General features: G+C 73.2%; 11 protein-coding genes and 1 other RNA gene. 8 read left to right on the forward strand and 4 right to left on the reverse strand.

The annotated features are described in order from the left end of the window. The first annotated feature begins 260 nt into the window (after nucleotides 1–260). Entirely contained in the window at nucleotides 261–2033 is a 1773-nt protein-coding gene (locus ACZ514_RS19455; protein WP_469125235.1) for a serine/threonine-protein kinase, read from the forward strand. A 182-nt stretch (nucleotides 2034–2215) separates the two neighbouring features. Beyond that, nucleotides 2216–3481: a serine/threonine-protein kinase gene (locus tag ACZ514_RS19460; protein ID WP_468171670.1), complete on the forward strand. Its 1266-nt coding sequence runs from the start codon at nucleotides 2216–2218 to the stop codon at nucleotides 3479–3481. A 17-nt stretch (nucleotides 3482–3498) separates the two neighbouring features. On the opposite strand, the gene ACZ514_RS19465 is transcribed toward ACZ514_RS19460, so the two are convergent. Next, the gene (locus ACZ514_RS19465; protein ID WP_468701278.1) at nucleotides 3499–4533 is read right to left on the reverse strand and encodes an isopenicillin N synthase family dioxygenase; all 1035 of its coding nucleotides are present in this window, start codon (nucleotides 4531–4533) and stop codon (nucleotides 3499–3501) included. Nucleotides 4534–4848: 315 nt separating this feature from the next. Between ACZ514_RS19465 and prfB the strand changes: the two genes are divergently transcribed. Next, nucleotides 4849–5958 (forward strand): peptide chain release factor 2, encoded by a 1110-nt coding sequence (gene prfB, locus ACZ514_RS19470; protein ID WP_468171676.1) that lies wholly within the window; start codon nucleotides 4849–4851, stop codon nucleotides 5956–5958. A gap of 166 nt (nucleotides 5959–6124) precedes the next feature. On the opposite strand, the gene ACZ514_RS19475 is transcribed toward prfB, so the two are convergent. After that, nucleotides 6125–6313 (reverse strand): hypothetical protein, encoded by a 189-nt coding sequence (locus ACZ514_RS19475; protein ID WP_468171679.1) that lies wholly within the window; start codon nucleotides 6311–6313, stop codon nucleotides 6125–6127. Nucleotides 6314–6541: 228 nt separating this feature from the next. On the opposite strand from ACZ514_RS19475, the gene ftsE reads away from it, so the two are divergent. The 5 genes from ftsE (at nucleotide 6542) to ssrA (ending at nucleotide 10481) form a co-directional block, all read left to right on the forward strand. Further along, nucleotides 6542–7231 (forward strand): cell division ATP-binding protein FtsE, encoded by a 690-nt coding sequence (ftsE, locus tag ACZ514_RS19480; RefSeq protein WP_007264414.1) that lies wholly within the window; start codon nucleotides 6542–6544, stop codon nucleotides 7229–7231. Between the two features lie 16 nt (nucleotides 7232–7247). After that, nucleotides 7248–8216, forward strand: a complete 969-nt coding sequence (gene ftsX, locus ACZ514_RS19485; RefSeq protein ID WP_469125236.1) for a permease-like cell division protein FtsX — start codon at nucleotides 7248–7250, stop codon at nucleotides 8214–8216. Between the two features lie 67 nt (nucleotides 8217–8283). Continuing rightward, on the forward strand, nucleotides 8284–9477 hold the full coding sequence (locus ACZ514_RS19490; RefSeq protein ID WP_469125237.1) for a S41 family peptidase: 1194 nt from the start codon (nucleotides 8284–8286) through the stop codon (nucleotides 9475–9477). Nucleotides 9478–9495: 18 nt separating this feature from the next. Then, a complete protein-coding gene (gene smpB / locus ACZ514_RS19495) occupies nucleotides 9496–9981 on the forward strand; it encodes an SsrA-binding protein SmpB (protein WP_468171685.1) in 486 nt (161 codons plus the stop codon). A 111-nt stretch (nucleotides 9982–10092) separates the two neighbouring features. Further along, nucleotides 10093–10481: a transfer-messenger RNA gene (gene ssrA, locus ACZ514_RS19500) on the forward strand. A 70-nt stretch (nucleotides 10482–10551) separates the two neighbouring features. Here the strand turns inward: ssrA and ACZ514_RS19505 are convergent. Together ACZ514_RS19505 and ACZ514_RS19510 are read right to left on the reverse strand one after the other, a co-directional pair. Next, a complete protein-coding gene (locus ACZ514_RS19505) occupies nucleotides 10552–12054 on the reverse strand; it encodes an SH3 domain-containing protein (protein ID WP_469125238.1) in 1503 nt (500 codons plus the stop codon). A gap of 93 nt (nucleotides 12055–12147) precedes the next feature. After that, nucleotides 12148–13506, reverse strand: coding sequence for an MFS transporter (locus ACZ514_RS19510; protein WP_469125239.1), 1359 nt, complete (start codon nucleotides 13504–13506; stop codon nucleotides 12148–12150). Nucleotides 13507–13552 lie beyond the last annotated feature (46 nt).

Here is a 13552-nt window from a genome sequence, read left to right on the forward strand (position 1 = left end):
CCCGCAACACGCCCGGCACCCGCCGATAAATGATCTTGAGTGGGGGTGGTGCGGTTCACCCACCGGCGGGAACGCGCCACTCCGGCGGGGGAAACCCGGGGAAAAGCGCCCCCGGCATACCCCACAAAACTCACCCTTCGCACATATGTGCGGCAACCAACCTCCGCCGGCCCGCGTCTTCCCCCCGGACACCCCCTAGAGTTGGGCCGGAAACCCACTCGGTGGAATCAGCCGAAAGACGACAGCAGGGAGCGCGAGACGTGCGGCCAGTCGGCAGCAAGTACCTGCTCGAGGAGCCGCTCGGCCGCGGCGCCACGGGCACCGTCTGGCGTGCCCGCCAGCGGGAGACCGCCGGCGCGGAGGCCGCCGTCGCCGGCCAGCCCGGCGAGACCGTGGCCATCAAGGTCCTCAAGGAGGAGCTGGCCCAGGACGCGGACATCGTCATGCGCTTCCTGCGCGAGCGCTCCGTCCTGCTGCGCCTGACCCACCCCAACATCGTGCGCACCCGCGACCTCGTCGTCGAGGGCGATCTGCTCGCCCTGGTCATGGACCTCGTCGACGGTCCCGACCTGCACAAGTACATCCGCCAGAACGGCCCCTTCAGCCCGGTCGCCGCGAGCCTGCTGACCGCCCAGATCGCGGACGCGCTCGCCGCCAGCCACGCCGACGGCGTGGTCCACCGCGACCTGAAGCCCGCCAACGTGCTGCTGGACGAGCGCGGCGGCCAGATGAAGCCGATGCTCACCGACTTCGGCATCGCGCGCCTGGCCGACTCCCCGGGCCTGACCCGCACCCACGAGTTCGTCGGCACCCCCGCCTACGTGGCCCCCGAGTCCGCCGAGGGCCGCCCGCAGACCTCCGCCGTCGACATCTACGGCGCCGGCATCCTCCTCTACGAGCTGGTCACCGGCCGCCCGCCGTTCGCCGGCGGCAGCGCGCTCGAGGTCCTGCACCGCCACCTCAGCGAGGAACCGCAGCGGCCCCCCGCCGTGCCCGAGGCGCTGTGGATCGTCATCGAGCACTGCCTGCGCAAGGAGCCCGACGAGCGGCCCAGCGCCGAGAGCCTGGCCCGCGGCCTGCGCGTGGTCGCCGCTGGCATCCGCGTCCACTCCTCGCCCGACGAGGTCGAGGCCGCCCTCGGCGTCGCCGCCCTGCTCGCGCCCGACCCCTCGCCCGCCCCCGTCCCGGCCGGTCCCGGCAACCCCGGCAACGCCGACCCGACGCAGGTGCTGCCCGGCCGCGCGGCCGCCGCCCCCGCCGACGCGTACGACCCGAACGCCATGACGAGCGTGCTCCCGCCGGTCGGCGGGGCCGACGCCACCACCGTGCTGCCGGCCACCGGAGCGCCCGGCGGCCCCGGTGCTCCCGACCCGACCTCCGTCATGCCCCCGGTGCAGCAGCCCGACGCGCCGCACCCGTGGCAGTCGCAGATGCGGGCCGCGCGCGACCGCAACGAGCAGACGCAGATGCACTACCTCGACCCCGCCGAGGACCCGCTGCGCCGCCGTCCCCAGCGCCCGGCCCCGCAGATGCCGCCGCCCCCGCAGCAGCCGCCCCGGCAGCAGTACCGCCCGGCCCCGCCGCCGCAGCAGTACCAGCAGCAGCCCCCGCCGCAGCAGTACGCGCAGCAGCCGCCCCAGCACTACCAGCCCCAGCCGTACCAGCAGCCGCAGCCGCCCCAGCAGCAGCCGCAGTACCGCCAGCCCCAGCAGCAGCCGCCGCAGCCTCCGCCCGCGCGGCAGCAGCGCCGGCCGCAGCAGGAGGCCCCCCGCGAGCCCCGTCCGCCGCGCGAGCCGCGCCGCCGCAGCGCGAACCCGGTCCGGATCCCCGGCCTGGGCTGCCTCAAGGGCTGCCTGGTGATGATCCTGCTGCTCTTCGTGGGCGGCTGGCTGATCTGGGAGCTCACCCCGCTCCAGGAATGGGTGGGCACCGGCAAGGGATGGTGGGACCAGATCTGGAGCTGGGGCACCGAGGTCGCCGACTTCATCGGCTCCGTCGGAAGCTCGACGGACAACGGCGGCGGGACCTCCTGAGGCCCCCCGGACCCCGTCCGGTGGGGCCCCTGGAGCCGCTCCGTAGCGCCGACCTTGTTGATTTGTCGACATCCAGGACGTGATTTCGCCCGCAGAAGTGAAGGTCGCCGCGATCCGGCGACCCCAACCCCCATCCGGCCGCGTAGCTTTGGTCCGTTACGCCAGCCGCTGAGGGAGCAGTCGTGGCACGGAAGATCGGCAGCCGGTACACCGCCCACCAGATCCTGGGGCGCGGCAGCGCGGGCACGGTGTGGCTCGGCGAAGGGCCGGACGGCCCCGTCGCCGTCAAGCTGCTGCGCGAGGACCTCGCCTCCGACCAGGAACTGGTCGGACGCTTCGTCCAGGAACGCAGCGCGCTCCTCGGACTGGAGCACCCGCACGTCGTCTCCGTGCGCGACCTCGTCGTCGACGGCAACGACCTCGCCCTCGTCATGGACCTCGTCCGCGGAACGGACCTGCGCACCCGCCTCGACCGCGAGCGCCGGCTCGCTCCCGAGGCGGCCGTGGCCATCGTCGCGGACGTCGCCGACGCGCTCGCCGCCGCCCACGCGGCCGGTGTCGTCCACCGCGACGTCAAGCCGGAGAACGTCCTGCTCGACATGCAGGGACCGCTCGGCCCCGGCGGCGCGCACCCCGCGCTGCTCACCGACTTCGGCGTCGCCAAGCTCATCGACTCCCCGCGCCGGGCCACCGGCGGCCGCAGCGCCGCCCCCACCACCCGGATCATCGGAACACCCGACTATCTGGCCCCGGAGATAGTGGAGGGCCTGCCGCCGAGGGCGGCCGTCGACATATACGCCCTGGCCACGGTGCTGTACGAGCTGCTGGCCGGCTTCACCCCCTTCGGCGGCGGCCACCCCGGCGCGGTACTGCGCCGGCACGTCACGGAGACCGTGGTCCCGCTGCCCGGCATCCCCGACGAGCTGTGGCAGCTGATGGTCCAGTGCCTGGCCAAGGCCCCCGCCTCGCGGCTGCGCGCCTCCGAGCTGTCGGCCCGGCTGAGGGACCTGCTGCCGCTGCTCGCCGGGATGCCCCCGCTCGACGTGGACGAGCCGGACGACGCCGACCCGGAGCCCGAGCCCGAGCGGGAGCCCGACACCGCCGCCGACCCGGTGCGCAGGCGGGGCGTGGTCCCGCTGGTCCCGGGCTCCGCCACCGACTCCAACCGGGACACCCACACCTCGATGCGGGTCCCGGGCCCGGAGGAGCTGGCGGGCGGGGCGCGGGGCACCGCCCGCGTCCCCCGCCCCGCCGGCGGTCACCGCCCCGGCTCCGCCCGGCACCGGGCCGAGGCCGCCCGCAAGCGGCGGCTGGTGCTCTCGGCGTCGGCCCTGGCCCTGGTGACGGCGGTGGGCCTGGGGAGCTGGCTCGCCGTCTCGGGCGACGACCCGGCGCCCCCGCCGCAGGACGGCAAGGGCGGCCGGTCGGCCCCGCCCCACCCCCGGTAGGACGGGCCGCGCCCGGACTACACGGAGGTCAGGTCCGGGTGCCAGCGGCGGGCGACCTCCGGGTGGGCGCGGACCCAGCCCTTGAGCTCGTTGCGGCCGTACTCCGCGTGCAGCGGGTTCGACGCGTCGTGCGCGACGCCCGGCGCCGAGCGCAGGTACTCCCCGGGGACGGTCTCCACCACCGCGTCGAGCCGCGGGTTGTAGAAGAACGGCACCGAGAACCGCTCCACCGCCCCCGGCGGGCTGACCACCCGGTGGTCGGTGGCCCGCAGGTACCCCTCGGTGGCGATCTCCAGCAGCTCGCCCAGGTTGACCACGAACGCCCCCGGCCGAGGCGCGATGTCGACGTAGCCGCCGTCCCGGACGACCTGCAGCCCGCCCACCGAGTCCTGGAGCAGCAGCGTCAGGAAGCCGTAGTCCTTGTGCGCGCCGACACCCTGGTCGGTGCCCGACGGGGCGGACCCCGGGTAGCGGATCAGCTTCGTGTGCAGGTGGGGGCGGTCCGCGAAGGCCGCGTCGAAGAAGTCCGGCGGCGCGCCGATCGAGGCGAGCAGCTCCCGCAGCAGCCGGTGCGCCACCCCCGCCAGGCGCTCCTGCCAGCCCAGGACCGTCTCCTGCAGCTCCGGCAGCGCCGCCGGCCACTGGTTGGGGCCCTCCAGCCACAGGTACGCGGGGTCGGCCGGCCCCAGTACCGGCGCCGGCCGCTCCGCGCCCACGTCGAGCTGGTCGCGCCAGTCCGAGGCCCCGCCGGTCAGCTCGTGCCCGATGCGGGTGTAGCCCCGGAAGTGCGGGGAGTTCAGATTGCTCACGGCCAGCCGGTCGGCCTCCGGCAGCGCGAAGAAGGCCCTGGTGAGCTCCAGGATGCGGGAGGTCTCCGCCTCCGTTATGCCGTGGCCGGTCAGGTACAGGAAGCCGGTGTCCCGGGCCGCGGCGTGCAGCTGCTCCAGGAAGCCGGGCCGCTCGGCGGGGTCGTCCGCCCGCGAGAGGTCGATGACGGCGAGGGCGGGCGCGGCGGAGGTGGTGGTGGAAGATGAAGGGTGCGCGGACGGCATGACGGCTCCGTTTCGGATGTCACGGGGTCCTGTGCCCCGGAGATGGCGGGGCAGGCGGAGGGAGCACGCCGCCGGCAGGGGTGGCGCCGGGGCGGTGTGGCCGCGTACAGGACCTAAGTCGGATCGGGGTGGATCAGGCTCGTGCGGGGTCCGGCGGCAGACAGCTCGTCGTGGTCACACGCATGTGGTCCACATGGCGGCGCTTCACGAGGGGAACGGTCATACGAGGAGCGTACGCCCGTACCCACGCTCCTCTGTACGGTCCGATCCGGCCTGGCCGGACAGTGCCGTCCGAGGACCGGCTAGGCTTGACCCGTGGCAGTCGTCGATGTTTCCGAAGAGCTGAAGTCCCTCTCCTCGACCATGGGGTCGATCGAGGCCGTCCTGGACCTCGACAAGCTGAGGGCAGATATCGCCGTGCTCGAGGAGCAGGCCGCCGCGCCGTCCCTGTGGGACGACCCGGAGGCCGCCCAGAAGATCACGAGCAAGCTTTCGCACCTCCAGGCAGAGGTCCGCAAGACCGAGACCCTGCGCGGCCGCATCGACGACCTCGCCGTGCTGTTCGAGCTCGCCCAGGAGATGGACGACGCGGACACCCTCGCCGAGGCGGAGGCCGAGCTGGTGTCCGTGCGCAAGGCGCTGGACGAGATGGAGGTCCGGACCCTGCTCTCCGGCGAGTACGCCGAGCGCGAGGCCCTGGTCAACATCCGCGCCGAGGCCGGAGGCGTCGACGCCTCCGACTTCGCCGAGCGCCTCCAGCGCATGTACCTGCGCTGGGCGGAGCGCCACGGCTACCCGACGGAGATCTACGAGACCTCGTACGCGGAAGAGGCCGGCATCAAGTCGACCACCTTCGTGGTCAAGGCCCCGTACGCCTACGGCACCCTCTCCGTCGAGCAGGGCACCCACCGCCTCGTGCGCATCTCGCCCTTCGACAACCAGGGCCGCCGCCAGACCTCCTTCGCCGGTGTCGAGGTACTGCCGGTCGTCGAGACCAGCGACCACGTCGAGATCGACGAGTCCGAGCTGCGCGTGGACGTGTACCGCGCCTCCGGCCCCGGCGGCCAGGGCGTCAACACCACCGACTCCGCCGTGCGCATCACGCACATCCCGACCGGCATCGTCGTCTCCTGCCAGAACGAGCGCTCGCAGATCCAGAACAAGGCCAGCGCCATGAACGTCCTCCAGGCCAAGCTGCTCGAGCGGCGCCGCCAGGAGGAGCAGGCCGCGATGGACGCCCTCAAGGACGGCGGCAGCTCCTGGGGCAACCAGATGCGCTCCTACGTCCTGCACCCGTACCAGATGGTCAAGGACCTGCGCACGGAGTACGAGGTCGGCAACCCGCAGGCGGTGCTCGACGGCGACATCGACGGCTTCCTGGAGGCCGGCATCCGCTGGCGCAAGCAGCAGGAGCAGACCGCGTAGCAGGCGCGGCGCGTGAGGACGCGGAAGGGCCCGGACACCGACAGGTGTCCGGGCCCTTCCCCCTTACGTGTGATCCCACCCGCGTGAACCGCGCGCGGGTCGTCCGTCCGTGGCCGGTGATCCGCTGTGATCACCGGCGAGCGCCTCGATCGGGACGCGGCGCGCCCTACGCGGCCCGGGCCGCCAGCGCCAGCGCGGCCACCAGCACCACCAGAAGCGCTATGAGCGCCGCCGGGTTCATCCCGGCGAAGGGGCCCTCCTGCTGGAGGCGCTCCCGGTTCGCCCGGCACACCGGGCAGCGGCCCTGGCTGACGGGTGCGGCGCAGTTCGCGCACACGAGCCGGTCATATGTCATGCGCTCCTCCTCTCGTCCCCTCGTCAGGGTCAACGGCGCGGGGACGGAGTACGTTCCCCCTACCACTGTGCCAGCTCCACCGGCATTCGGCGCGGCCCGTCCGGGCAATCACGGTCGGGCTCCTTCCCCACCCGGGGATATATCGGGCAACTCCGGATGCCGGGTCCCCACCCGGCGTCCGGTCGCGTATGGTCACCGTCACCTACTCCCGGCGACCGTGGTGCTCCCGTGATCCGATTCGACAACGTCTCCAAGTCCTACCCGAAGCAGAACCGGCCCGCACTGAGAGATGTCTCCCTCGACATCGCCAAGGGCGAGTTCGTCTTCCTGGTCGGCTCCTCCGGCTCCGGCAAGTCCACCTTCCTGCGGCTGGTCCTGCGCGAGGAAAGGGCCACCCACGGCCAGGTGCACGTCCTGGGCAAGGACCTCGCGAAGCTCTCCAACTGGAAGGTCCCGCACATGCGGCGCCAGCTGGGGACCGTCTTCCAGGACTTCCGCCTCCTCCCCAACAAGACGGTCGCCGAGAACGTCGCCTTCGCCCAGGAAGTCATCGGCAAACCGCGCGGGGAGATCCGCAAGGCCGTCCCGCAGGTCCTGGAGCTCGTCGGGCTGGGCGGCAAGGAGGGGCGCATGCCGGGGGAACTGTCCGGCGGTGAGCAGCAGCGCGTGGCCATCGCCCGCGCCTTCGTCAACCGCCCCGCCCTGCTGATCGCCGACGAGCCGACGGGCAACCTCGACCCGCAGACCTCCGTCGGCATCATGAAGCTCCTGGACCGGATCAACCGGACCGGCACCACCGTCATCATGGCCACCCACGACCAGCAGATCGTGGACCAGATGCGCAAGCGCGTCATCGAACTCGAACAGGGCCGGCTCGTGCGCGACCAGTCGCGCGGCGTCTACGGCTACCAGCACTGAAAGGCCCTGAGACGTCATGCGCGCCCAGTTCGTCATGTCGGAGATCGGCGTCGGCCTCCGCCGCAATCTCACCATGACCTTCGCGGTCATCATCTCCGTGGCCCTGTCCCTGGCCCTGTTCGGCGGCTCCCTGCTCATGCGCGACCAGGTGAGCGCCATGAAGGGGTACTGGTACGACAAGGTCAACGTCACCGTCTACCTCTGCACCAAGAACGACGCCCTGGACGCGGCGGGCGCCGCCGCCCCGGTGGCGGCCGCCGGAGCCCCGGCCGCCACCGGCCGGCCCTGCTCCAAGGGGGCCGTCACCCCCGAGCAGAAGCAGGGCATCGAGTCCGAGCTCAAGAAGATGGACCTCGTCCAGACCGTCATGTACGAGTCGGCGGACGAGGCCTACAAGCACTACAAGGAGCGCTTCGGCCACACCGCCCTGGCCGCCGTGGTCACGCCCGACCAGATGCCCGACTCCTTCCGGGTCAAGCTGAAGAACCCCGAGAAGTACGAGGTCATCACCTCCGCCTTCGCCGGGCGCGACGGCGTCCAGTCGGTGGCCGACCAGAGCCAGGAGCTGGACAACCTCTTCGCCCTGCTCGGCACCCTCAACTGGGCGGCCCTCGGCATCATGCTGGTCATGCTGATCGTGGCGCTGCTGCTGATCGTCAACACGGTGCGCGTCTCCGCGTTCAGCCGTCGGCGCGAGACGGGGATCATGCGGCTGGTGGGCGCCTCCGGCTTCTACATCCAGGTGCCGTTCATCATGGAGGCCGCCGTCGCCGGTCTCATCGGCGCCGTCTTCGCCTGCCTGATGCTCGGCACGGGCCAGTACTTCGTGATCGACCACGGCATCGCGCTCCGTGAGAAGCTCGAACTGATCAATTTCATCGGCTGGGACGCGGTCCTCGCCAAGCTGCCGCTGGTGCTGGTCATCGGGCTGCTGATGCCCTCGCTCGCCGCGTTCGTCGCGCTGCGCAAGTACCTGAAGGTATGACGAACGCCTCCTGTGGCCTGCCGCCAACCCGCCTTGCCGCAGCCGGGCTTGTCCTAGACTCGGCGGCATGCCGGGTCTGCCCGCCCTCTGTCTCCGGCCCCGCGATCCGCGTCGCGGGGCCGTCCTGACGCTGGTCTTCCTCGTCTGCGTGGGCACCGCCGCCGGAGCGGGGTGCTGGGTGCCGCACGAAGCGGACGGGACGCGTACGGCCGCCGCCCTCACCGGCACCACCGGCCAGGACCCTCCCCCCGGTGCGGGTTCCGGCACCGCCGACCGGGAGGCCGTCGCCCGGGCCGCCGCCGAGGCCGTCGCCGAGGGCAAGTCGGGCAAGAAGGCCGCCCAGGAGGTGGTCAGCCGCAGCGGCGACCGCTGGGGCACCGTCTACGACCGGGGCGAGTACGCCGCCTTCGCCGAGGACCTCGACGGCCGCTGGACCGGGGTCGGCCTCTGGGCCGGGCGCCGCCGCGACGGCCGGATCGAGGTCGAACGCGTCCAGCCGGACGGCCCTGCCGACCGGGCCGGACTGCGCGCCGGGGACCGGCTGCTGAGCGTGGACGGCCGGAACGTCACCGGTCTGGCCGTGGACGACGTGGTGGCCCTGCTGCGCGGGAACGCGGGCACCCCGGTGGTGCTCGGCCTCGGCCGGGACGGCGCCGACCGCACCGTGACCGTCCGGCGCGAGCAGCTGCGGACCGAGCCGGTGACCGTACGCCGTCTCGCGGGCGGCGTCACCCTGATCAAGGTGGCCTCCTTCACCCGGGGCTCGGGGGAACGGGTCCGGGCGGCCGTCCGCGAGGCCCCGCCCGGCGGCGGGCTGATGCTGGACCTGCGCGGCAACCCCGGCGGGCTGGTCACCGAGGCGGTGACGGCGGCCTCCGCGTTCCTGGACGGCGGGCTCGTGGCGACGTACGACGTACGGGGCTCCGAGCGCGCCCTGTACGCCGACCCGGGCGGGGACACCGCCCGGCCCCTGGTGACGCTGGTCGACGGCGGCACGATGAGCGCGGCCGAGCTGGTGACCGGCGCCCTCCAGGACCGCGGCCGCGCGGTGACGGTCGGTACCCGCACCTTCGGCAAGGGCTCGGTGCAGATGCCGACCGAGCTGCCGGGCGGCGCGGTGGCGGAGCTGACCGTGGGCACCTACCGCACCCCGGCGGGCCGCAGCCTCGACGGCGACGGCATCACCCCGGACCTGCCGGCCGGCGACGGGGCGGAGGAGCGGGCCCGTACGGTATTGAGTGGCCTCGGGGTGGGTCCGTAGTGCGAAAATGACCGCACTATGGCTAAGGAAAAAGGGCGCAAGCTGATCGCCCAGAACAAGAAGGCCCGGCACGACTACACGATCGTCGACACCTACGAGTGCGGGATCGTCCTGACCGGCACCGAGGTCAAGTCCCTGCGCCAGGGCCGCGCCTCGCTGGTGGACGGCTTCGTGTCGGTGGAGGGCGGCGAGGTCTGGATGTACAACGTGCACGTGCCCGAGTACAGCCAGGGCACCTGGACCAACCACAGCGCCCGCCGCAAGCGCAAGCTCCTCATGCACCGCGAGGAGATCGACAAGCTGGGGCGCAAGTCGGAGGAGTCGGGCCACACGGTCGTCCCGCTGTCCCTGTACTTCAAGGACGGCCGCGCGAAGGTGGAGATCGCGCTGGCGAAGGGCAAGAAGGAGTACGACAAGCGGCAGACCCTGCGCGAGAAGCAGGACACGCGCGAGACGCAGCGGGCGATCTCGGCGGTGCGCCGCAAGCAGCGGGGCACGGTTTAATCGCCTGGCACGCGGGGGTCCCCTTCGCGTACCATGGCGTGAGCACCACCCCCCTCCGGGGGCGGCGCTGCTTGGAGCAGTACCAGCAGTACCCAACTGAACAGTGAACATGGGGATGATCGGTTTCGACAGCGGCTGTCGATGCAGGGGAAGCGAGCCGAGGAAGCGGCAATGATCTCGCTAACCACATGTCGCAAAAAATAATCGCCAACTCCAAGAGCGATAACTCCCGCTTCACCCTCGCTGCCTAATAACAGTGAGCTGAAGCCTCTGTGAGGAGCGTCAGCCCGGAAGTGGTCCCGGTCCGGATCCTGGCGTCAACTAGGGATCTAAACCTCTAGCCCCGGTCACGGGGGTTGGAGGGAAACCAAACAGTGACTGAGCCCGTCGGAGACTTGTCCGTGTGATCTCCGGGGCCGAGAAAGGCGCAGCGGACTGCGCTCGGAGAAGCCCTGCTTCTGCACCGTTGGACGCGGGTTCGATTCCCGCCATCTCCACTCATCCCATGTGGGCGAAGCCCCCGCAGCCGATCGGCTGCGGGGGCTTCGTCATGCCCGGCGGGTGTTTCCGTCAGCAGTACGGGACCTTGTTGAGGTTCAGGGCGTAGCGGGCGGGGATCCAGCCGCGGCCGTCGGCGAGCTTGTACCAGATCGCGTTGTCGCCCACGGTCTCCCCCTTGGCCTTGCACTGGAGGTTCACCACGGTGTTGGCCGGGATCTTGCCGGTCCTGGTGTGGTTCATGCCCGGGCCGGAGCGGATGCCGAGGCCCTTGGCGGAGGTGACGACGCGGGCCTTCGGGCTGCCGCCGCCCTTGCCGTGGTCGTCCTTGCCGTGGTCACCCTTGCCGTGGTGGTCCTTACCGTGGTGGTCCTTACCGTGGTCGCCCTTGCCGTGGTCGTTCTTGCCGTGGTGGCCGCCGCACTTCTTGCAGTGGCCGGGCTTGCCGGTGTCGCCCTTGGGTCCACGGGGTCCCTGGGGGCCCTGCGGGCCGGCCGGGCCGGTGTCGCCGCGCTCTCCCCGGTCGCCCTTGGGGCCCTGCGGGCCGCCGGCCGGGCCGGTGTCGCCCTTGGGGCCGGGGATGCCCTGGGGGCCGGGCTCGCCCTGCGGGCCCTGCGGGCCTGCCGGGCCGGTGTCGCCCTTCGGGCCCGGGACGCCGGGGGCGCCGGTGTCGCCGGTGTTGCCCCGGGGGCCGCGCTCACCGGTGTCGCCGCGTTCGCCCTGCGGGCCGCGGTCGCCCTGGTCGCCCTTGTCCCCCTTGTCGCCCTTGGGTCCCTGCGGGCCGCCGGCCGGGCCGGTGTCGCCCTTGGGGCCGGGGACGCCCTGGGGGCCGGGCTCGCCCTGCGGGCCGGCCGGGCCGGTGTCGCCCTTGGGGCCCGGGACGCCCTGCGGGCCGGCGTCCCCGCGGTCGCCCTTCGGGCCGCGCTCGCCTGTCTCGCCGCGTTCGCCGCGTTCGCCCCGGTCTCCCTTGTCGCCCTTGTCGCCCTTCGGGCCCGGGCGGCCCGGCTTGCCGTGGTGGCCGGGCATGCCGTCGTGGCCGTCGTGGCCCGGCCGTCCGTCGTGGCCCGGCCGCCCGTCGTCGCCCTTCGGGCCCTTCACCGGGGTCGCCACGGCGAACAGGGCCGGGGCGTCCTGGCCGTTGGCCCACTCGCCGCCGTCGAGCGTCGTTCCCTCGGGGGCGTGCGGGTCGACCCGGACGGTCACCGCCAGTCGCGTCTGGGTGTTCGCCGGGAAGGCGAAGCCGGCGCGGGTTCCGGCGTCGCAGGTCAGCAGGCGCGCGTCCGTGGAACGGGTGCACGAGCCCCCCGCCCGCTGGCCGTTCCAGTAGAAGCGGGCCTCGGGGAACGTGGTCCGCTCGGGGGCGGTGATCCGGAAGGTGCTGCTGCGGGCCGGGTCCTGGCCGTTCAGGGCCGCGATGACGACGCGGCCCGTCCTGCCCGGGGCGATGGAGGGGACGTACGGCTGGGAGAACCGCAGGGGGGACGCGTCGGCCAGGGCCGGTACGGCCGGCACCAGGCAGGACGCGGTGACGGCCGCGACGACGAGGGCCGAGGAGACGGAACGTGAAGCAGGCAAGGGGAGTTCCTCCGCGAAAGGAAGGGCGCTGGGGAAAGCACCCCCAGTTATGGGGGATCACGCGGAGGTGCGGTGCGTTACCACGCGGGTGTGTCACCCACCCGCCGGAACAATACGGATAAATCTGGAGATTGTGGCCGATACGGACAGTGCGAGCAGGGCGGCGGCTGCCGGGAGGGCGTAGGCCGCCGTGGAGCCCAGGCGGTCGACGGCCTGCCCGGCGCCGGCGGAGCCGACGGCGATCCCGGCCATGATCGCGGTGACGGCGAGGCTCATGCCCTCGTTGAGGCGGCCGGGCGGAGTGGCCCGCTGCACCAGCGCCATCGCGTTCACCATCACCGGCGCCGTGGCCATGCCGGCCAGCAGCAGCGCCACGGCCAGCGGCGGCAGGGACCCGGTGGCGGCCGCCGCCCAGGGCAGCGCCATCGCCGCGGCCAGCGCGAGCAGGCAGGTGCGCAGGCTCCGGGGGCGGCGGGTGCCGTACAGGAGGCCGGCGGCGCAGGAGCCGGCCGCCTGGAGGGCCAGCACCGCGCCCGAAGTGCCGCCGAGGCCCAGGGCGGCGAGGTGGGCGATGGAGGCGACCTCCATCGAGCCGAACACCGCCCCCGTGGCGAGGAGCAGGCCGAGCAGCGGGAGCAGGGCGCGCAGCGGGGACGGGCCGTGCGCGGCGGCCGGTGTGCCGGTGGCGGGGGGTTCGGTGGCCCGGTGCGCGGTGAACACCAGCATCCCAGTGAGCAGCAGGGCCGCCCCGGTCAGGGTGCCCGCCTCGGGGAAGGCGGCGGTGCACAGGAAGGCCGCGAGGACCGGCCCGAGCATGAAGCACAGCTCGTCGGCGGCCTGTTCGAGGGACATCGCGGTGTGGTGCTCGGCCGGGGGCAGCAGGTGGGTCCAGCGGGCCCGGGACATGCCGCCGATGTTGGGGGTCGTCGCGGTGGCCGCGTACGAGGCGAAGAGGGTCCAGGCGGGGGCCTGCGTACGCACGCACACGATCAGGGAGAGCGAGCCGAGAACGGCGATCACCGTGGCCGGTACGGCGATCCGCGCCTGCCCGTACCGGTCGATCAGCCGGGCCGTCCAGGGCGCGAGCAGCGCGGTGGCGGCCAGGCCGGTGGCGGTGACCGCGCCGGCGAGGGCGTACGAGCCCCGCTGCCCGGCGATCATCATCACGGCGCTGACCCCGAACATGCCCATGGGCAGCCGGGCCAGCAGGTTCCCGGCGGTGAAGCCGCGCGTACCGGGGCGGGTGAACAGGCGGGCGTACGGGCCGCGGGTGCGGGAGGCGGCCGCGCGGGCGGCGGCGGGGGCTTCCAGGGCGGGCGCGGCCGGGGCGCCGGGCGGGGGCGGGACGGCGGCGCGGGCGCGGGACGGCGTGGGCCCGGCGGGGGCGGGGGCGGGGGCGGCCAGGACTAGGGTGCTGCCCGTCACGGCCATGAGCGGGGATTCGTACGGCATGCCACGAGCCTGCGGCCCGTGCCCGGCGGCGGTCCAACACCTCTTC

Source organism: Streptomyces sp. NPDC034086 (assembly GCF_055575515.1).

What these genes read in the sequence shown, in the direction of transcription:
- ACZ514_RS19465 (WP_468701278.1), bottom strand. Translation starts at nt 4,533, where the DNA reads ATGCCGTCCGCGCACCCTTCATCTTCCACCACCACCTCCGCCGCGCCC.
- ACZ514_RS19475 (WP_468171679.1), bottom strand. Translation starts at nt 6,313, where the DNA reads ATGACATATGACCGGCTCGTGTGCGCGAACTGCGCCGCACCCGTCAGC.
- ftsX (WP_469125236.1), top strand. Translation starts at nt 7,248, where the DNA reads ATGCGCGCCCAGTTCGTCATGTCGGAGATCGGCGTCGGCCTCCGCCGC.
- ACZ514_RS19490 (WP_469125237.1), top strand. Translation starts at nt 8,284, where the DNA reads ATGCCGGGTCTGCCCGCCCTCTGTCTCCGGCCCCGCGATCCGCGTCGC.
- smpB (WP_468171685.1), top strand. Translation starts at nt 9,496, where the DNA reads ATGGCTAAGGAAAAAGGGCGCAAGCTGATCGCCCAGAACAAGAAGGCC.
- ACZ514_RS19510 (WP_469125239.1), bottom strand. Translation starts at nt 13,506, where the DNA reads ATGCCGTACGAATCCCCGCTCATGGCCGTGACGGGCAGCACCCTAGTC.